This window comes from Massilia hydrophila (assembly GCF_020208145.1).
In the GTDB taxonomy this organism is placed as follows: domain Bacteria; phylum Pseudomonadota; class Gammaproteobacteria; order Burkholderiales; family Burkholderiaceae_D; genus Telluria; species Telluria hydrophila.
Genome location: NZ_JAHYBX010000009.1, coordinates 46,163 through 64,214, shown reverse-complemented (window position 1 = coordinate 64,214; position 18,052 = coordinate 46,163). Strand labels below are relative to the sequence as shown.

The window sequence follows — 18,052 nt, the reverse complement described above, 5'->3', positions numbered from 1 at the left end:
TTCTTTGCCTGCCCGCGTTTTTTATCGCAAGTCCCGACTTGCTTCTGAGATAATGCCGCCTTGCATTATTCTGCATTGTTTACCTGGACTTCGACATGGATCTCGCCTATCTCGCAACACCCGTGCTGACCTGGATGGTGGTCGGCCCAATCAAGTTCCTGATCACCAGCGTGCGCCAGCGCCGCTGGGCCTTCAACCTGGTCGGCAACGGCGGCTTCCCCAGCAACCACAGCTCGGTGGTGACCAGCATGGCCACCCTGATCGCGCTGCGCGAGGGAATCGGCCATCCGGCCTTCGGGGTGGCGGTGACGCTGGCCTTCATCGTGATGATCGATGCCAACAGCCTGCGCCAGCACGTCGGGCGCCAGGCGGCGGCGATCAACCGCCTGGCCTGCGATACCGTGGGCCACAAGGTGCTGCGCGAGCGCATGGGCCACACCCTGGTCGAGATCGGCGGCGGCATCCTGACCGGCATCGGCATGGGCTTCCTGGTGCACGCCCTGTTTGGCGCCGCCTGAGGAGGCGTCCGGGAGCCACATTCCAGTGGTCCGGAATGCAGCTCATCGCCAAATACCGCATTTCATCCCTCGATTTCCGCAGTACGCAGCGTCCTGTCTTGAAGTTGGCAGGGCACTACCTGATACTGCGCGCTGGCTGTCCATATTCGCATTTATACAAGAACAACCACTGAGTCCATTCTCTGGAGAACACAATGCTGCGCAAACCATTACTCGTCCTTGCCATCGCTTCGGCGCTCGTCGCCTGCAGCAAGGAGTCCAAGGAACCTGCCAAGCCGGGCGAACAGACCGCCCAGGCCGGCGCCAAGGGCGGCCCCAAGGACAAGCGCCCGTCGCAGCTGCAGGTCGCACCGGAAGACGTGCTGACGGTCCGGAGCGATACCCTGTCGAGCGGCCCGGTGGTGACCGGCTCGATCCAGCCCGAGCGCAAGGCCGACCTGCGCGCCGAGGTCTCGGCGGTCGTGCTCCAGGTCCTGAAGGAGAATGGCGAGCCGGTCCGGCGCGGCGACGTGCTGGTGCGCCTCGATGAAACCGCGATCCGCGACACCGTGGCGTCCAGCGACGAAGCGGTGCGCGCCGCCAGCCAGGCACTGGACCAGGCCAACCGCCAGCTCGAGCGCATGAAGACCCTGCGCGCCTCCGGCATGACCTCGGCCGTGGGCCTGGACGAAGCCGAAGTGCGCCGCAACAGCGCCCAGAGCGAACTGTCGGCGGCCCGCTCGCGCGCCGCCACCGCGCGCCAGCAGCTGTCGCGCACCGTGGTGCGCGCCCCGTTCGACGGCATCGTTTCCGAGCGCAAGGTCTCGGCCGGCGACACCGCCACCATCGGCAAGGAACTGGTGAAGGTGATCGACCCGAACAGCATGCGCTTCCAGGGCCGCGTCTCGGCCGATTCGATCGCCACCGTGAAGCTGGGCCAGAAGGTGAACTTCCGCGTCAACGGCTACGGCGAACAGCAGTTCGCCGGCGTCGTCAAGCGCATCGACCCGGCCGCCAATCCGGTCACCCGCCAGGTCGAAGTCGTGATCGAACTCGCCGACAGCGCCCAGCCGAAAGTGGCCGGCCTGTACGCCGAAGGCCGCATCGACGCCCAGAGCGCGAGTGCCCTGATGCTGCCGGAAGCAGCGCTCGTGAAGGCCGGCGACAGCGCCTACACCTGGCGCATCAAGGACAAGACCCTGAACAAGGTTGCGCTGGTGGTGGGCGCGCGCGATCCGCGCACCGGCAACGTCGAGGTCAAGCAGGGCCTGGTGGCCGGCGACGTCGTGCTGCGTTCGCCGACCTCGAATCTGAAGGACGGCCAGAAGGTCGAGATGCCGGCGGCGCGGGTGGCCAGCGTGGCCAGCGCCGCCACCGGCGCCGGCGCGGTGCAGGGCAAGTAAGCCCTACCGGGAAATAAGGATAACAACACATGTTCCTCTCTAATTTTAGTGTCAAGCGGCCGGTGGCCACGGTCGTGCTGATCGTGGCGATGATGTGCATCGGCCTGCTCGCCCTGTCCAAGCTGAAGGTCAACCAGAACCCGGACGTCGAGCGTCCTGGCATCACGGTCGACATCCCGTATCCGGGCGCCTCGCCCGAGACCGTCGAGCGCGAGATCACCAACCGCCTGGAAAAGCAGATGCTGGCGATCCAGGGCGTCACCGAGGTCAACTCGAACTCCTACGAAGGCGGCGTCTCGATCTGGATGGAATTCGATTTCGACCGCAACGTCATCGAAGCCTCGGACGACGTGCGCAACGCGATCGCCGCGGTGCGCTACAAGCTGCCGGTCGAGATGCGCGAACCGGTGCTGCGGCGCTGGGACATCAATTCCGAACCGGTGATGCAGCTGGCCCTGTCTTCCAGCAAGCAGTCGCATGCCGAGATCTCGCGCTATGCCGAGGACGTGCTGGCCGACAAGTTCCGCGCCATCGAAGGCGTCTCCACCGTCACCGTCAACGGCGCCCTGCGCCGCGAGCTGTCGGTCCTGCTGCGCGCCGAGAAGCTGCGCGAGTTCGGCGTCTCGGTATCGGAAGTGACGAATGCCCTGCGCACCCAGAACACGAATGCGCCGGTGGGCAAGCTGCGTAGCGAGCTGGACGAGAAGGGCATCCGCCTGGTTGGCCGCATCGAGCGTCCCGAAGACTTCTCGCAGATCGTGGTCAAGCGCAACGGCGACCAGATCGTGCGCCTGAACCAGGTGGCCGAGATCAAGGATGGCTTCGCCGACATCAACAGCCTGTCGATCCGCAGCGGCAACCCGAACGTGGGCCTGAACATCTCGCGTGCCCGCGACGCCTCCACCGTGTCGCTCGCCAAGCGCGTGCACCAGGTGGTCGCCGAAGCCAACAAGGAAATGCCGGAAGGCACCAAGCTGGACGTCGTGCGCGACGGCGGCGAGGACGCCCAGAGCAGCCTGAACAACGTGATCGAAGCCCTGGTGCTGGGCGCGATCCTGACCATCTTCGTGGTCTACGCCTTCCTGAACTCCTGGCGTTCGACCCTGATTACCGCGCTGTCGCTGCCGACCTCGGTGCTGGCCGCCTTCATCGCGGTCTGGCTGTGCGGCTTCACGCTGAACTTCATGACCCTGCTCGGCCTGTCGCTCGCCATCGGCGTGCTGATCGACGACGCGATCGTGGTACGGGAAAACATTGTGCGCCACATGGAAATGGGCTCGGACCGCCGCACCGCCGCGCTCGAAGGCACGGCCGAGATCGGCCTGGCCGTGGCCGCGACCACCTTCTCGATCATGGCCGTGTTCGTGCCGGTGGCCTTCATGCCGGGCGTGTCGGGCGAATGGTTCCGTCCCTTCGCGCTGACCGTGACCTGCTCGGTGATCGTGTCGCTGTTCATCTCCTTCACGCTCGACCCGATGCTGTCGGCCTACTGGGGCGACCCGCCCGACCACGCGCACGCGCCGAAGAAGGGCCTGAGCCTGGTGCTGCAGCGCTTCAACACCTGGTTCGACCACCAGGCCGACCGCTACAGCCGCGTGATCGCCTGGGCACTGCACCACCGCAAGTGGATGGGCGCGATCGCCGTCGCCAGCTTCATCGGCGCCATCGCCCTGCATCACTTCTTTGGCGGCTCGAGCTTCCTGCCGAAGTCGGACTTCGGCACCATCATGGTCGAGATCCGCACCCCGGCGTCGTCGAGCCTGGAATATTCGCGCCGCAAGGTCGAGGCGGCGGCCGAGATCGCCCGCTCGATCAAGGAAACGAAAGACACCAACAGCAGCGTCAACCTGAGCGGCGGCCGCGTCTACGTCGACATCGGCAAGCGTGGCGAGCGCAATCGCAGTGCATCCGAGATCGGCACCGAGCTGCGCGGCAAGATCGCACCGCTGGTGGGCGCCGAGTACACCGTCATCGACGACCTCGGCGGCGGCGGCAAGCCGGTCCAGATCGAGTTCACCGGTCCGGATTCGCGCAAGCTGATGGAACTGACATCCAGCTACATGGAAAAGCTGCGTGAAGTGCCGGGCGCGGTCGACGTCACCCTGTCGGAACAGGATCCGAAGAACGAACTGCAGATCGTGCTCGACCGCGGCCTGGCCAACGCCATGGGCATCTCGGTGGGCGACGCGGCCCAGGCGCTGCGCGTGGCCTTCGCCGGCATCGAGGTAGGCGACTGGGTCGACCCGACCAGCGAAACCCGCGACGTGGCCGTGCGCCTGCATCCGGAAGACCGGATCAACACCGAAAGCATCGAGCGCCTGCCGATCGCGGTGGCCGGCACCGGCATGATGGTGCCGCTCGAGCAGATCGCCACCATCACGATGGGCAAGGGCCCGTCCGGCATCCGCCACAAGGACGGCGAGCGCCTGATCACCGTGTCGGCCAACGCCCAGGGCCGGTCGGCCGGCGAAGTGACCGCCGACGCGCTGAAGCTGGCCAAGAGCTTCGACTTCCCGCCGGGCTATGGCCTGGCACTGGGTGGCCAGGGTGAAGACCAGGCCGAGCTGTTCGCGCAGATGGTGATCTCGCTGCTGTCGGGCATCCTGCTGATGTACCTGATCCTGGTGATGCAGTTCGGTTCCTTCACCGCACCGCTGGGCGTGATGCTGTCGCTGCCGCTGTCGCTGATTGGCGTGGTGCTGGCCCTGATCCTGACCAAGAACACGCTCAACCTGATGAGCATGATCGGGGTCCTGATGCTGATGGGCCTGGTGGCGAAGAACGCGATCCTGCTGCTCGACGCCGCCCGCGAACTCGAAAAGCAGGGCGTCGACCGCGAGGAAGCGCTGATGCAGGCCGGCCGCAAGCGTCTGCGTCCGATCCTGATGACGACCTTCGCGCTGATCGCCGGCATGCTGCCGGTGGCGCTGGCCCTGGGCGACTCGGGCGAGTTCTACCAGCCGCTGGCCATCGCGATCATTGGCGGCACCATCACCTCGACGCTGCTGACCCTGCTGGTCGTGCCGACCTTCTACGACAGCATCGAGATCGCCCGCGACCGCATGTTCGCCAAGTTCGGCCGCCGCGCCAAGCGTTACAACGTGGCCGTGGCCTTCGTGACCATCTTCATCGAGGCGATCCTGACCCTGCTGATGGTGCGCCTGGTATTCCGCGGCATCGTGCGCCTCGGCCGCTTCGTGGCGCGCCGCGGACGCGGCACCCCGCAGCCGGCCTGATCCGGCCAGGCAAGCAGCCTGCGGCATGGGAGCCAGCCTTCGGGCTGGCTCTTTTTTTGCTGTTCAAAAAAATGAAGCCCGCAGCGCGGGCTTCATTGCTTGCCGGGTGATGGGAGAATCAGCCGCCGGTGGTCGGCGGGGTGGTGCCGGTGCCGGTGGTGCCGGTGGTGCCAGTGCCGGTGGTGCCGGTGGCGCCGGTGCCGGTGCCGGTGCCGGTGCCGGTGGTGCCGGTGCCCATGTCGCCGGTTGTGCCGGTGGTGCCGGTGCCGGTGCCCATGTCGCCGGTGGTGCCGGTGGTGCCAGTGCCGGTGGCGCCGGTACCCATGTCGCCTGTGGTGCCGGTGGTACCGGTGGTGCCGGTGCCGGTCGCGCCGGTACCGGTGTCACCCGTGGTACCGGTGGTGCCCGAGGTGCTGGTCGGCGCCGTGGCCGAGGTGTCCGGCGTGGTGGTCGTGGTGTCGGTGGCCGGCTCGTTCTTGCGGCAGGCGCCCAGCAGGGAGGCCAACACGGCAGCTGTCAGCAGGATTTTTGGTGCTTGGGTCAGTGCTTTCATTGTTTAAACTCCTCGTTCACGTCTATCTTGTGCCGCAGGGCCAAGGGAGGCCTTGGTCCTTGCGGCGCCAGGTTAGGTCCTCTGAGGGTTCGGGAACCCAGCAGTGGAACCATCAGGGAACCGACGCAATACGCGGCCCCGGTCAGTGCACGAATCCGACGATTGACGCTCGCAGTCGGGATTGCCGGTTCACCGGATCTGTGCACTGTCGTACTGTGCCCGCAATCGCTTGCGGATTGCCGGGGCGTGCCCGCCTAGGCTGGCGCTCCCCGGCCCACCGGCGCTTGCCGGATGGTTCCGTGTCCGCCGGCATCCTCGCCGGCGATGTCTTCCAAGAGCGCGGGAATCTCTTGCGATATTTCCCGCGCCAGGTATCCGAGTGTGCCCATCCGTGCCGCCAGGCGTTCCCCGGCGCGCGCATGCAGGGCCACGCCCCAGCAGGCCGCCTGGTCGAGCGGGGCGCCGCGCGCCGCCAGCCCGGCGATGATGCCTGCCAGCACGTCTCCGGAACCGGAAATGGCCAGCCCCACATTGCCGCCCTCATGCTGGTACAACGTTCCATCCGGCGTTGCGATGACAGTGCGCGCGCCTTTTAATGCAAGTACCGCGTTCCAGTCGCGCGCCGCGGCGATCGCGCGCGGGTCGGGTACCCCGACGATGCTGGCCTTGTCGATGCCGGTCAGGTGCGCCATCTCGCCCGCGTGCGGGGTCAGCGCGACCGGGCGTTCGAAACGCCAGGGCCGTCCGGCTGGCCAGCCGGCCGGCGGGTGCAGCAAGGCGCCCATGGCGCAGGCGTCCAGTACCACGGCCGAGCCGGCCGCATCCAGGCGCGGCAGCAGGGCGTGCACCAGGGCGGCGGTGGCCGCTTCGTCGCGCATGCCGGGCCCGACCAGTACCGCATCGACCCGGTCGGCCAGCGGGTCGAGCGTGGCGACGGCGTCCAGGCTGAAGCCGGCGCTGTCGTGCTCGGCCAGTCCGATCACGCGCGCCTCGGGCATGGCCAGGGCCACCAGCTGGGCCACGCTGTGGCCGGTGGCGATGGTGAGCTTGCCGGCCCCCGCGCGCAGGGCGGCGGTGGCGGCCAGGATCACGGCGCCCGGCATCTCGCGGGAGCCCCCCAGCACCAGCACGTGGCCGCGGATCTCCTTGTCGCCCTCGAGCGCCGGCATCGGCACCGGCCAGCTGCGCAGCAGGGCGGTGTCGACATCGTGCACGGCGTTCGCGCGGCTGGCGGTGTCCAGGAGTGGTTCCATGAGGGTCGGGGGGCGGGGTCGGGGTTCAGGCCTTCGGTGCCGCAGGCAAGTCCTTGCTGGCGGTGACCGGGGTGCCGGTGGCTTCCAGCGGCGCCACGAAGTTCACCAGGCGCAGCGCCAGGGCGCCGCCTTTGCCCTGCGCCGGATCGTAGGCGTAGGAGGTGACCGAGCAGTTCGGCACGTCCCCGGCGCGGTCGAATGCGAGGATGGTTTTTTCGTCGAGGCGCTCGAACAGGTAGCGGAAGCAGTTGACCGTGACCTGGTGCGCGACGATCAGCACGCGTTCGCGGCAATACTCGCGCTTGAGGGTGTCGGCCACGCTGCGCAGGCGCAGGATGACGTCGCACCAGCTCTCGCCGCCGGGCGGGCGGAAGTAGAACTTGCCGACGTGGTGGCGCTGTTCATACAGGGCCGGATGATGGTGCGCGATGCCATGGGTGGTGAGGCGGTCGAGGATGCCGAATTCCTTCTCGCGCAGGCGCTCGTCGGACTCGACCACCAGCCGCGCCCGGTCGAGGCGCTGCATCAGGATGTTGGCGGTCTCGGCGGCGCGCACATAGGGCGAGTGCAGCACCACGGTGGGCTGCTGCTCGGGCGGCAGGGCCGCGAACCAGGAACCGAGGGCCTGGGACTGGCGTTCGCCGAGCTCGGACAGGGGCACGTCGACATCGCGGTCGGCGATATCGATGTGGTGTCCGGCGGCGGCCTCGGCGATCTCGCGTGCGACGTTGCCGGCGCTCTGCCCATGCCTGACCAGCCAGACTTCCTGTGGCCACGTTTGTTCCATTAGCTGCCCGTCTTCGATATTGACATGACGGCATCATAGACGGATTCTTCGGGCGCCAAGCGCACGATTGCAGCCCTTCCGCGCAGGCTCGCGGAAGCGTCGGAGCCCTCTTACAAAGAGGGCGAAATCACTCAGGCGACCTGTTCCTCGCTGTCCAGGTTGGCTTCGGCATCGCTGTGGAAGACCCGCAGGTCGGTCTGCCCCAGGATCCGGCTGGTGAGGGTGCCGGCCGTGATGGAACCGCTCACGTTGAGGGCGGTGCGGCCCATGTCGATCAGCGGTTCCACCGAGATCAGCAGGCCGGCCAGGGCCACCGGCAAGTCCATCGCCGACAGCACGATCAGGGCGGCGAAGGTGGCGCCGCCGCCGACCCCGGCCACGCCGATCGAGCCGAAGGCCACGATCGCCAGCAGCGGCAGCAGGAAGGATGCGGTGAACGGATCGATGCCGACGGTCGGCGCGATCATCACGGCCAGCATGGCCGGATAGATGCCGGCGCAGCCGTTCTGGCCGATGGTGGAGCCGAACGAGGCGGCGAAGTTGGCGATGCCTTCCGGCGTGCCCAGGCGCGAAGTCTGGGTGGCCACGCTCATCGGGATGCTGCCGGCGCTGGTGCGCGAGGTGAAGGCGAACACCAGCACCGGGAAGATGCGGGTCGCCCAGCGCAGCGGATTCAGGCCGCTTGCGCTCACCAGCAGCAGGTGCACGCCGAACATCAGCGCCAGCGCGCAGTAGGACGCGGCCACGAAGCTGGCCAGGCCCAGGATGTCCTGCAGGCTCGAACTCGCGACCATCTTCGCCATCAGGGCGAACACGCCGAAGGGCGTCAGGCGCAGCACCAGGGTCACCATGCGCATCACGATCACGTGCGCCATGTGGACGAAGTCGCTGAAGGACTGGAACGCTTCCGGCTTCTTGCCGGCGATGCCGGTGGCCGAGATGCCGATGAAGATCGCGAACACGACCACGGCGATGGTCGAGGTCTTGCGGGCGCCGGTCATGTCGAGGAAAGGGTTGGCCGGGATGAAGGAGAGCAGCATCGAAGGCAGCGAAATCTCCTTGGCCGCGGCCAGGTTGCCCTGCAAATATTCTCCGCGCGCCACTTCGGCCGTGGAGGCGGTCAGGCCGGCGGCGCTCAGGCCGAACAGCTTGGCCATCAGGATGCCGATCGCGGCGGCCACGATGGTGGTCGCGATCAGGATCCCGATCGTCAGGCTGCTGATGGTGCCGAGCGAGGCGGCATTGCGCAGCTTGAGGATGGCCTGCACGATCGAGACCATGATCAGGGGGATGATGATCATCTGGAGCAGCTTGACGTAGCCGCTGCCGAGCACGTCCAGCCAGGCGCCGGTGGCGGCGATCTCGGGTGCGGTCGCCCCATACACCGCCTGCAGCGCCGCACCGAGCACCACGCCGAGGCCGAGCCCGGTGAAGACGCGCTTGGTGAACGACACATGCTTGACTTGCAGCCAGTAGAGCAGGGCGCAGACGGCCAGCGCCACGCTCAGGTTGATCAGGACAGGAAAGTTCATTGGAGCCTTTTTGGGCAGCAAATACGCTGCGGAAATCATCGCAGCATTCTATAGCCAAAACAATATTGTCGCCTGAGCGCGGATACCGCCCGGCAGCCGGGCCGGGACCGTGCGGACCACGAAACATGTCAGCTTGTACAGACTTTGTGGTTGAGGGGCGACGGCGCGGCTGAATTCGCGCAAACCTGTCGATCTATTTCTCCGCTGGAGGGTAAGTTGTTTCTATAATTCAATTCGTGTTGCTTTTATTGCCGTCCAGCTATCCGAGCCCTTATGTTCAAACACCTCACCATCAAATCGCGCCTGATCTTCGTCATTGCGTTCCTGGCAGCCGAACTGGTTGCCGGCGCCGTCATCGGTATCTATAACCTGGGTGTCGCCAATGCGGAGCTGAAGAGCCTGCACGACGACCGTGTCGTCGCGCTCGGCCAGCTCGGGCGCGTGGTCCAGCTCACCACGACCAACCAGATGCTGGTCGCCACCGGCGCCGACCTCACCGACAATGCCGAGCGCAATGCGGCCCTGGCCGAGATCGACGCCAACCTGGCCAGCATCGCGAGCATCTGGAAAGCCTATGAGCAGACCACGATGACCAGCGAGGAAGCCGCGCTGGCGGCCAAGTTCAGCGAAGCGCGCGCCGCCTTCCTGGCGCAGGGCCTGCAGCCAGCCGTCGCAGCCTTGCGCGCGGGCGACAACGAACGCGCGAATGCGATCGCGGCCGGGGAGATGCGGCGCCTGTTCCAGCCAGTCGGGTCGCTCGGCGCCCAGCTGATGGTGCTGCAGCAGCGCATCGCCAAGGCCGACTATGAGCGCTCGCAGCGCACTTATGAAACCGTGCGCCTGGTGTGCCTGGCCGGCCTGGCCTTCGGCCTCGTGCTGTCGGCCGTGATCGGCTGGCTGCTGGTGCGCGCCATCGTGCGTCCGATCGAGGCGGCGGTGCGGATCGCCGGCGCAGTGGCAGCGGGCGACCTGACCCAGCAGATCGACGTCGCTTCGCGCGACGAAACCGGGCGCCTGCTGCAGGCCCTGAAGGACATGAACACATCGCTGGTGCAGATCGTCAGCCGCGTACGGGCCGGCACCGATACCATCGCCACCGCCTCGGGCGAGATCGCGGCCGGCAACCTCGACCTGTCGAGCCGCACCGAGCAGCAGGCCGGTTCGCTGGAAGAAACCGCCTCGTCGATGGAAGAACTGACCTCGACCGTGCGCCAGAACGCGGACAATGCGCGCCAGGCCAATGCGCTGGCGGCCTCGGCCCAGCAGGTGGCGGGCAAGGGTGGCGCCGTGGTGGAGCAGGTGGTGGAGACCATGGGCGCGATCAACCATTCGGCGACCCGCATCGTGGACATCATTTCGGTCATCGACGGCATCGCCTTCCAGACCAATATCCTGGCCCTGAATGCCGCCGTGGAAGCGGCGCGTGCCGGCGAGCAGGGCCGCGGTTTCGCCGTGGTGGCGGGCGAGGTGCGCAGCCTGGCCCAGCGCAGCGCCGCGGCGGCCAAGGAAATCAAGGGCCTGATCGACGATTCGGTCGAGAAGGTGCAGCACGGTTCGGTCCTGGTCGACCAGGCCGGCGCAACGATGGCCGAGATCGTGCAAAGCGTGGGCCGGGTGACCGACATCATGGCCGAGATCACCGCCGCCAGCCAGGAACAGACCGCCGGCATCGAGCAGATCAACAGCGCCGTGGTGCAGATGGACCAGGTGACCCAGCAGAACGCGGCGCTGGTCGAGCAGGCGTCTGCCGCGGCCCAGTCGATGCAGGAAGAAGCGGCTGCGCTGGCACAGGTGGTGGGCACGTTCCGGATCAATGCGCAGGCCGGCGCGGCAAGCGCGGCCCGCATGCCCGCGCTGAATGCCAGCCCGGCCATGAAGGCCACTGCGCTGACGGCTGGGAATCCGGCCGCAAAAGCAGCCGCAAGGGCAGCCGCGAAAGCAGCGGCGCCGGCGGCCAGGCCGGCCCGGCGTGCGCAAGCGGAGAAGGCGCTGAAGACCCCGAAGGCACAGGCAGCCGAGACCACTGAGGGCTGGGAAGAGTTCTGACGCCAGGTGGCGTGAATGCAAAAGGCAGCGCCAGCGGCGCTGCCTTTTTTTCATCCGGCGATGCCGGCCTTATTCGAGGACGATGACCAGCGCCGCCAGGCCGAGGCACAGGCCGATACCGACGCCGATGCGGGCACGCAGGCGGCGGCTACTGGAAACGACGCGCTTGGCGAAGCTGCGCTTGGGCGTGGCCGGAATGCTGCGGTCGGTCGCCGCGGAACGGATGCTTTGGTGCGAATGTTCGAGGTTCATGCTGGTTTCCTTGTTGCCATCTCCACCGGAGAAAGGCGTTCGACGTTGGTAAGACGGTATTGGATGGATTGGCTTCGTGGCGAGTTCCGGACGCGCGACAGGGAGGTGCTGGCGTGGCCGTCGTAAATATTATTCATTTTACATTTTTCCTTGTCGACTACAAGGGCGCGCACGATTGCTTCGGGTTTCAAGGGCTTTCTTCGATACAACAATATCCGGCCAGTCCACGACAAAGTCAAGCAATTACGGTAAGCAGTCGGCGCAAACCAACACTCACTGGATAAGGGTTCAGCAAGATGCGTCGAAGCGCTGATCCGGCAGATGCGAAATGATGCAAAAGCGGCAGGGTGCGTGCAGTGTTTGCATCATGTCCTTTCGGTCTGACTGCCCCCGGACCGAGACGGTTTCGTGATGTTGCCCGCATCGGCCTTGCGCGAGGCAGGCGCTGCCCTAGACTGGAATCGGGCGCCCTGCACGACGACAGGGCGCATTTTCCGTCCTGAAAGGAAATGATCATGCGTACCCTCAGTCTGGCACTTGCTTCCTCCCTGTTACTGCTGGCGGCCGATGCCGCCGCCCAGTCGCGACAGTATCCCGTCATCGACGAATCGCAGATCTCGAGCGTGCAGGTGACGGCACCGGCGCAGCCGGTGCGGGTCTTGCAGGAAGACCTGGACGCCGTCAGCGGCATGTATGGCATGTCGAACGGCTGGCGCCTGAAGGTCGACCCGCGCGGCAACGGCCTCATTGCCCGGATCGACCGCCAGCGGGCCATGCGCCTGCTACCCCTGTCGCGCGACCGCTTCGCTTCGCGCGACGGCAACGTGGTGATGCGCTTCAACCTGGGCGACAATGGCCAGGACATGGAGATGAGCTACGTTCCCGATTCACGCCTGGCGCAGGTGGTGGTAGTGCGGGCGACCCTGGCCCAGCGCTGACGGCCGCTTGGTGCCCGCTAGGTGACCGTTTATGCGCAGCGCGGCAAAAGCAAAAAGCCCACGAACCTGTCGTGGGCTTCCTGTGTATTCGTGGTAGGCCGTGCTGGGCTCGAACCAGCGACCAACGGATTAAAAGTCCGCTGCTCTACCAACTGAGCTAACGACCCGAAAGAAGCGAGATTATAGGATGTGCCGGGCGCCCTGTCAAATGCTGTGTTGCGGCCGGCGGCGGCCCGGACCCATCCCGTGGATCACTTGAGCGTGGCCAGGCGGTCCTTGGCGGTCTTGGCCGCGCTCGATGCCGGATACTTGGACACCAGCTGCTGCAGGGCCTTCTTCGCGTTCTTGCTGTCCTTCAGCAGGGCATAGCTGCTGCCGATGTTGAGCATCGCATCCGGCACCTTGGCGCTGCTGGCGTAGGTCGTGGTGACCACTTCCTGGGCCGCGATCGCCTTCTTGTAGTCGCCCAGCGCGTAGTAGGCGTTGCCCAGCCAGTACTGGGCATTGGCGGCGTAGGCCGAATCCGGGTAGCGCCGCACGAAGTCCTGCAGCGCGGTCGCGGCGCCCTTGTAGTCGCCCGCCTGGATCAGGGCATAGGCGCTCTCGTAGGCGGTCTTCTCGGCCGGCAGCACCTCGGCGGCCTGGCCATCCACGGTTTCCTGTTGCGGCTCGAGCTTGCGGATGCGCGCGTCGAGGTCGGCGTACAGCTGCTTCTGGCTTTCCTGGGCGCGGCTGATCTGGTTGGCCAGCACCTCGATCTGGCCGCGCAGGCGTGCGATCTCCTGCATGGTCTGCTCGTGCTGGTTCAGCATGTCGAGCTGGACGGTCTTGTCCGACTTGGACTCGAGGCGGCTGGTGAGGTCGCGGGTGATGGCATCGACCTTGGCGCGCAGGTCGAGGATGGCCTTGCGCGCTTCGCTGTCCTCGAGCAGGCCGGCTTGCGCCTGCAGCGGCAGCCAGGCCGCCAGGACCAGGGTGGCAAGACGGGACGGGGACAATTTCATCATGGCAGAGTTCTTTCCGGTTGCAGAGTAAAAACGGGGCGGATGCAGTCTGCACTGCCGTCCGCCCCGCTGTCAATCGGTCGTGGTGCCGACCGGCCGCCGACGCTTACTGGTAGACGATGTCGGCGCGGCGGTTTTCAGCCCAGGCCGCTTCGTTGCTGCCGGTGGCTTTCGGCTTTTCCTCGCCCAGCGAGACGGCTTCCATCTGGCTGTCCGACACGCCCAGTGCGGCCATCGCGCGACGCACGGCTTCGGCACGCTTCTGGCCCAGGGCCAGGTTGTACTCGGTGCCGCCGCGTTCGTCGGTGTTGCCCTGGATCAGGACCTTGCGGTTGCCGTTCTTGGTCAGGTAGGACGAGTGGTTGGCGACCACCGGCTTGCCGTCTTCGCGTACGACGAAGCTGTCATAGTCGAAGTAGACGCTGCGGTTGGCCAGCACGCCGCGCGGATCGTTGAGCGGATCGACGCTACCGGTCTCGACCGGCTGAACGGCGCGGGTGTCGGCCGCGGCCGGTGCCGGTGCCGGAGTCGGGGTCTTCTCGACCACCGGGGTTTCCTGCAGCTTGGTCGACGAGCAAGCGGTCAGCAGGATGGCCGAAGCGATGAGGGCTGCTTTCTGGAAAGTGCGCATGGTTTTTCTCCTTGTCTAATAAAGTTTTACTTCATGAAGGGGCCCCAGCTGGGCTCCCGAATGTTTCCCGCATTGGTACTCAAGCGCTGCTTGACCCGTCCATCCACCGAGACCACGGCCAGCGAGGCACGCCCGCCGCCCTTGATCGCATACATGATGTACTTGCCGTTAGGCGAAAAACTCGGTTCCGTGGCCCCATCGGCCAGGCGAAGTTCCTGGCCCGTGGCCAGGTCCATCGCATACAAGGAGAAATTGCCGTTGCGCTGGGAAATCCAGGCCAGTGTCTTGCCGTCGGCAGACACGCGCGGGCTGATGTTGTAGTTGCCATTGAAGGTGACGCGCGTCGCATTGCCGCCGCTCACGCTCATCTTGTAGATCTGCGGACCGCCGCTGCGGTCGCTCATGAAATAGATCGACTGGCCGTCGGCCGAGAACTGCGGTTCGCTGTCGATCGCCGGGTTGTTGGTCAGGCGGCGGTGGCCGGTGCCGTCCGGGCGCACGGTGTAGATCTCGGTATTGCCGTCGCGCGACAGCGCCACGGCCAGCATGCTGCCGTCGGGCGACCAGGCCGGGGCCGAGTTGTTGCCCTTGACGTTCGAGATCACGTTGCGCCGGCCCGTCATCAGGTCCTGCAGGTAGACCACGGGTTTGCGGTCTTCGAGCGAGACATAGGCCACCTTGGTGCCGTCCGGCGACCATGCCGGCGAAATGATCGACTCGCGGCCGTGGGCGGCCACGATCTCGTTCTCGCCGTCGGCGTCGGCCACCACCAGCGCATGCGCGCCCCCGGTGTCCTTGACGTAGGCGATGCGGGTCGAGAAGATGCCGCGCACGCCGGTCAGTTTTTCATAGACGTCGTCGGCGATGCGGTGCGCCTGCAGGCGGATGTACTTCGGCTGGACTTCGCCGCCCAGCTGCGAGATCGGGGCGCCCTTGACGGTGTCGTGCAGCTTGTAGCGCACGGCGAAGCGGCCGTCCGGCTGGCGGACCACGCTGCCGACCACCAGGGCGTCGGCGCCGCGCGCGCGGAAGGCCGCCAGGTCGACGTTGGCGCTGTCGCTGATGGCCTGGCCGGCGTCGATCACCTTGAATACGCCGCTGCGCTCGAGGTCGGCGCGGATGATGCGGGACACTTCGGCCGGGGCGATGCCTTCGTCGGCGAAGGCCGCGACCGCCACCGGGATCTGGTTGCTGCCGACACCGGCAATCTCGACCTTGATCTGGGCCTGGGCGAACTGGAGTCCGCTGGTGCCCATCAGGAGGGTGGCGCTGAACAGCAGGTAATGGAGTTTTTTCATAGTCTGTCTTTGAACCGGATCAGTCGTAGTCTTTCATCGAGAAATTGACGTCGAGCGTGCGTTCCACCGTGCCGTCCTTTTTCTTCGGCAGCGGGGATGCCTTTTTGATACCATTTTCCACTGCCCTGTCAAATTCCGGCACACCGCTGCTTTTTACCAGGCGCACCGACATGATTTCGCCGGTCGGCAACTGCTCGACCTTGAACACGGCCTTCGGATTGCCGGGCATGGTCGTGCTGCCGCCATAGGCGGTGGCGCTCTTGATGGCGGCGGTGATCGCGGCCACGTAGCCGGCGTCGGCCTTCGGGGCGGTGGACTTCACGGCGCTGCCGCCGCTGCCGAGCGCGCCGGCCATGCGCTTGAGGTCATCCTGACGTATCTTGTCCAGCCTTGCCTGTTCGGCCTTCTCTGCAGCAGCCTTCGCCTTGGCATCGGCCAGCGCTTTTTGTTTGCGCTCGGCGTCGTCTTTCTTGCGCTTGTCGTCGGCTTCCTTCTTGGCAGCGAGTTCCTTGCGATCGGCTTCCTCTTTTTCCTTTTTCTTCTTCTCGGCGATTTCCTGTTTGCGCAGCTCTTCCTTGCGCAACTCTTCCTTGCGCTGCTTTTCCTTCTCGGCCAGCTCGCGCTTGCGCTCTTCTTCCTTGCGCTGCTTCTCGCGCTCGAGATTGATGTCCGGCGGCGGAGCCGGGCGCTCCACCGGCGTCTCGGTCACGCGCGGTGGCGGCGGAGGCGGAGTCGGGACCGGTTCCGGCGCGGGGTCCGGCGCGGGCGGGGGCGGCAGCGGCGGGGCGGCCGCGGTCTGCACCGACATGTCCCACACTTCGGCCTCGACCGCCACCGGTTCGTTGTTCTGCCAGCTGATGCCGAACCACAGGAAGCCCAGCAGCACGGCGTGCACGGCCACTGCCAGCGCGAAGGCGGGCAGGCGGCTCGGTTCTGGCGGCACGCGGTAGGGCGTGCCGGCGGGGGCTGGCGTCATCGCGGACATATCACTTGGTGGCAAGTCCCACCCGGCTGATGCCCATCTTCCTGGCATCGGAGATCAGCTGGATCACATCGTTGTATTTGCTGTCGCGGTCGCCCGCTATCAAGACCGGATAGTCGGGATGTTCTTCGTGCAGCGCGCGCAGGCGCTCGAGCAGGGCGGTGCGGTCGGCCACGTCCTCCATCGGCACCCGGTCCTTGCCGCCGACGCCGATCGACAGCCGGTTCTCCGGCTGGATCGAGACCTGGATGTAGGTATCTGGCGGCAGCGCCGACTTCTCGGCGCTCGGCAGGTTGACCACGCTCGGCACTTCGTTGGCCGGCACGGCCATGAAGATGATGAGCAGCACCAGCATCACGTCGATGTAGGGCACGACGTTGATCTCGGACTTGAACTTGCGCTTGCGTCCGCCGCGCAGGCTGCTGCTGGAAAATGCCATCGCCAGTCTCCTCGTTCAGCGCGCCTGGCGCTGCAGGATGTTCGAGAATTCCTCGACGAAGCTCTCGAAGCGGATCGCCAGGCGGTCGATGTCGTGGGTGAAGCGGTTGTAGGCCACCACCGCCGGGATCGCCGCGAACAGGCCGATTGCGGTCGCGATCAGGGCCTCGGCAATGCCGGGCGCAACCACGGCCAGGGTGGCCTGCTGCACGTTGGCCAGGCCGCGGAAGGCGTTCATGATGCCCCACACGGTGCCGAGCAGGCCGATGTAGGGCGAGACCGAGCCGACCGAAGCCAGGAAGTTCAGGTGGATGTCGAGGGCGTCCAGTTCGCGCTGGAAGGCGGCGCGCATGGCGCGGCGCGAGCCGTCCAGCACCGGCGTCATGTCGCCGGCGTCGCGCGCGGCCTGCTTGCCCTTGATGAATTCGCCCATGCCGGCTTCGAAGATGCGGGCCAGCGGTCCGCTCTGGTCGCGCTGGGCGCTGGCGCTCTGGTGCAGGGTATGCAGGTTGCCGCCGGCCCAGAAGCTGCGTTCGAACTGCTCGGTCGCGGCCCGCGCCGCGCGCAGCGCCAACACCTTGCGGAAGATATAGGTCCAGCTGACCACCGAAAGCAGCAGCAACAGGGCCATGATCAGCTGGACCAGCAAGTGGGCGTTGGCGATCAGGGTAACGAACGAAAGGTCTTGGGTTGCGGTCATCGTGTGTTCTGTTGTCGTGGATCGTTTCAGCTGGACAGGTGCCTATGCGGCGCGCATTTTAGCAGCAGCACTATCGGGGAGCGAGCGCGGCCGCATGGTGGCGGTATCGACGCAGCCGACCTTCACGCTGGCAGTCGTCAGGAGCTGCTCGCCCTTCCAGGCCTGCTGGGAGAACTGGACCGAGGCGCGGCCGAGCTTCTCGACCGTGGTGCGGATGCTCAGCACGTCGTCCAGCCGGGCCGGGGCATGGTAGTCGAGGGATGCGCTCTTGACCACGAAAGCCGCGCCCTCGTCTTCGAGCAGCTGCTGCTGGCCAATCCCGGCGGCGCGCAGCCATTCGGTACGCGCGCGTTCGAAGAATTTCAGGTAATTCGCGTAGAACACGATGCCGCCAGCGTCGGTGTCTTCGTAGTAGACCCTCACTGTCCAGTCAAAAGCTACGGACATTTTTCCTGCCATTAAATGAATATAGGAAATATTTTACGCGATTTTAGGGCATCTT

At 66.1% G+C, this 18,052-nt stretch carries 17 protein-coding genes and 1 tRNA gene; 5 read left to right on the top strand and 13 right to left on the bottom strand.

Annotated features, from left to right (window positions below; all coding sequences use genetic code 11):
- Positions 1-95 precede the first annotated feature (95 nt).
- The 3 genes from LE190_RS18110 to LE190_RS18100 all read left to right on the top strand — a co-directional run bounded on the left by LE190_RS18110 (position 96) and on the right by LE190_RS18100 (position 5,136).
- Positions 96-518 carry a divergent PAP2 family protein gene (locus tag LE190_RS18110; RefSeq protein WP_225240012.1) on the top strand — a complete coding sequence of 141 codons (423 nt, stop codon included), beginning with the start codon at positions 96-98 and terminating at the stop codon, positions 516-518.
- A 194-nt stretch (positions 519-712) separates the two neighbouring features.
- Complete coding sequence (locus LE190_RS18105; protein WP_225240011.1) at positions 713-1,900, top strand: efflux RND transporter periplasmic adaptor subunit; 1,188 nt, start codon at positions 713-715, stop codon at positions 1,898-1,900.
- A 29-nt stretch (positions 1,901-1,929) separates the two neighbouring features.
- Positions 1,930-5,136: an efflux RND transporter permease subunit gene (locus LE190_RS18100; protein ID WP_225240010.1), complete on the top strand. Its 3,207-nt coding sequence runs from the start codon at positions 1,930-1,932 to the stop codon at positions 5,134-5,136.
- Between the two features lie 118 nt (positions 5,137-5,254).
- Here LE190_RS18100 and LE190_RS18095 read toward each other — a convergent pair whose 3' ends face one another.
- From LE190_RS18095 to LE190_RS18080, 4 genes are all read right to left on the bottom strand, one after another.
- Positions 5,255-5,689 carry a hypothetical protein gene (locus tag LE190_RS18095; RefSeq protein ID WP_225240009.1) on the bottom strand — a complete coding sequence of 145 codons (435 nt, stop codon included), beginning with the start codon at positions 5,687-5,689 and terminating at the stop codon, positions 5,255-5,257.
- A 254-nt stretch (positions 5,690-5,943) separates the two neighbouring features.
- Positions 5,944-6,942: an NAD(P)H-hydrate dehydratase gene (locus tag LE190_RS18090; RefSeq protein WP_225240008.1), complete on the bottom strand. Its 999-nt coding sequence runs from the start codon at positions 6,940-6,942 to the stop codon at positions 5,944-5,946.
- A 25-nt stretch (positions 6,943-6,967) separates the two neighbouring features.
- Complete coding sequence (locus LE190_RS18085; RefSeq protein ID WP_225240007.1) at positions 6,968-7,729, bottom strand: histidine phosphatase family protein; 762 nt, start codon at positions 7,727-7,729, stop codon at positions 6,968-6,970.
- Positions 7,730-7,860: 131 nt separating this feature from the next.
- Positions 7,861-9,261: an L-cystine transporter gene (locus tag LE190_RS18080; protein ID WP_225240006.1), complete on the bottom strand. Its 1,401-nt coding sequence runs from the start codon at positions 9,259-9,261 to the stop codon at positions 7,861-7,863.
- Between the two features lie 273 nt (positions 9,262-9,534).
- Between LE190_RS18080 and LE190_RS18075 the strand changes: the two genes are divergently transcribed.
- On the top strand, positions 9,535-11,307 hold the full coding sequence (locus LE190_RS18075) for a methyl-accepting chemotaxis protein (protein WP_225240005.1): 1,773 nt from the start codon (positions 9,535-9,537) through the stop codon (positions 11,305-11,307).
- A 69-nt stretch (positions 11,308-11,376) separates the two neighbouring features.
- On the opposite strand, the gene LE190_RS18070 is transcribed toward LE190_RS18075, so the two are convergent.
- Complete coding sequence (locus LE190_RS18070) at positions 11,377-11,559, bottom strand: hypothetical protein (protein WP_225240004.1); 183 nt, start codon at positions 11,557-11,559, stop codon at positions 11,377-11,379.
- 515 nt (positions 11,560-12,074) lie between these two features.
- Here LE190_RS18070 and LE190_RS18065 point away from each other — a divergent pair.
- A complete protein-coding gene (locus LE190_RS18065; RefSeq protein ID WP_225240003.1) occupies positions 12,075-12,497 on the top strand; it encodes a hypothetical protein in 423 nt (140 codons plus the stop codon).
- Positions 12,498-12,588: 91 nt separating this feature from the next.
- Here LE190_RS18065 and LE190_RS18060 read toward each other — a convergent pair.
- From LE190_RS18060 to ybgC, 8 genes are all read right to left on the bottom strand, one after another.
- A tRNA-Lys gene (locus tag LE190_RS18060) sits at positions 12,589-12,664 on the bottom strand.
- 84 nt (positions 12,665-12,748) lie between these two features.
- Positions 12,749-13,504, bottom strand: coding sequence for a tol-pal system protein YbgF (ybgF, locus tag LE190_RS18055; RefSeq protein ID WP_225240002.1), 756 nt, complete (start codon positions 13,502-13,504; stop codon positions 12,749-12,751).
- A 103-nt stretch (positions 13,505-13,607) separates the two neighbouring features.
- Entirely contained in the window at positions 13,608-14,132 is a 525-nt protein-coding gene (gene pal, locus LE190_RS18050) for a peptidoglycan-associated lipoprotein Pal (protein WP_225240001.1), read from the bottom strand.
- A gap of 26 nt (positions 14,133-14,158) precedes the next feature.
- The gene (gene tolB, locus LE190_RS18045; protein WP_225240000.1) at positions 14,159-15,430 is read right to left on the bottom strand and encodes a Tol-Pal system beta propeller repeat protein TolB; all 1,272 of its coding nucleotides are present in this window, start codon (positions 15,428-15,430) and stop codon (positions 14,159-14,161) included.
- 19 nt (positions 15,431-15,449) lie between these two features.
- The gene (gene tolA, locus LE190_RS18040; protein ID WP_225239999.1) at positions 15,450-16,406 is read right to left on the bottom strand and encodes a cell envelope integrity protein TolA; all 957 of its coding nucleotides are present in this window, start codon (positions 16,404-16,406) and stop codon (positions 15,450-15,452) included.
- A gap of 10 nt (positions 16,407-16,416) precedes the next feature.
- A complete protein-coding gene (locus tag LE190_RS18035) occupies positions 16,417-16,851 on the bottom strand; it encodes a biopolymer transporter ExbD (protein WP_225239998.1) in 435 nt (144 codons plus the stop codon).
- A 15-nt stretch (positions 16,852-16,866) separates the two neighbouring features.
- Complete coding sequence (tolQ, locus tag LE190_RS18030; RefSeq protein ID WP_225239997.1) at positions 16,867-17,550, bottom strand: protein TolQ; 684 nt, start codon at positions 17,548-17,550, stop codon at positions 16,867-16,869.
- A 42-nt stretch (positions 17,551-17,592) separates the two neighbouring features.
- Positions 17,593-17,997, bottom strand: a complete 405-nt coding sequence (gene ybgC / locus LE190_RS18025) for a tol-pal system-associated acyl-CoA thioesterase (protein ID WP_225239996.1) — start codon at positions 17,995-17,997, stop codon at positions 17,593-17,595.
- Positions 17,998-18,052: the final 55 nt, after the last annotated feature.

Bases quoted from the DNA above. Each gene is read 5' to 3' on its own strand.
- LE190_RS18110 (WP_225240012.1), top strand. From the start codon at position 96: ATGGATCTCGCCTATCTCGCAACACCCGTGCTGACCTGGATGGTGGTC.
- LE190_RS18105 (WP_225240011.1), top strand. From the start codon at position 713: ATGCTGCGCAAACCATTACTCGTCCTTGCCATCGCTTCGGCGCTCGTC.
- LE190_RS18100 (WP_225240010.1), top strand. From the start codon at position 1,930: ATGTTCCTCTCTAATTTTAGTGTCAAGCGGCCGGTGGCCACGGTCGTG.
- LE190_RS18095 (WP_225240009.1), bottom strand. From the start codon at position 5,689: ATGAAAGCACTGACCCAAGCACCAAAAATCCTGCTGACAGCTGCCGTG.
- LE190_RS18090 (WP_225240008.1), bottom strand. From the start codon at position 6,942: ATGGAACCACTCCTGGACACCGCCAGCCGCGCGAACGCCGTGCACGAT.
- LE190_RS18085 (WP_225240007.1), bottom strand. From the start codon at position 7,729: ATGGAACAAACGTGGCCACAGGAAGTCTGGCTGGTCAGGCATGGGCAG.
- LE190_RS18080 (WP_225240006.1), bottom strand. From the start codon at position 9,261: ATGAACTTTCCTGTCCTGATCAACCTGAGCGTGGCGCTGGCCGTCTGC.
- LE190_RS18075 (WP_225240005.1), top strand. From the start codon at position 9,535: ATGTTCAAACACCTCACCATCAAATCGCGCCTGATCTTCGTCATTGCG.
- LE190_RS18070 (WP_225240004.1), bottom strand. From the start codon at position 11,559: ATGAACCTCGAACATTCGCACCAAAGCATCCGTTCCGCGGCGACCGAC.
- LE190_RS18065 (WP_225240003.1), top strand. From the start codon at position 12,075: ATGCGTACCCTCAGTCTGGCACTTGCTTCCTCCCTGTTACTGCTGGCG.
- ybgF (WP_225240002.1), bottom strand. From the start codon at position 13,504: ATGATGAAATTGTCCCCGTCCCGTCTTGCCACCCTGGTCCTGGCGGCC.
- pal (WP_225240001.1), bottom strand. From the start codon at position 14,132: ATGCGCACTTTCCAGAAAGCAGCCCTCATCGCTTCGGCCATCCTGCTG.
- tolB (WP_225240000.1), bottom strand. From the start codon at position 15,430: ATGAAAAAACTCCATTACCTGCTGTTCAGCGCCACCCTCCTGATGGGC.
- tolA (WP_225239999.1), bottom strand. From the start codon at position 16,406: ATGACGCCAGCCCCCGCCGGCACGCCCTACCGCGTGCCGCCAGAACCG.
- LE190_RS18035 (WP_225239998.1), bottom strand. From the start codon at position 16,851: ATGGCATTTTCCAGCAGCAGCCTGCGCGGCGGACGCAAGCGCAAGTTC.
- tolQ (WP_225239997.1), bottom strand. From the start codon at position 17,550: ATGACCGCAACCCAAGACCTTTCGTTCGTTACCCTGATCGCCAACGCC.
- ybgC (WP_225239996.1), bottom strand. From the start codon at position 17,997: ATGTCCGTAGCTTTTGACTGGACAGTGAGGGTCTACTACGAAGACACC.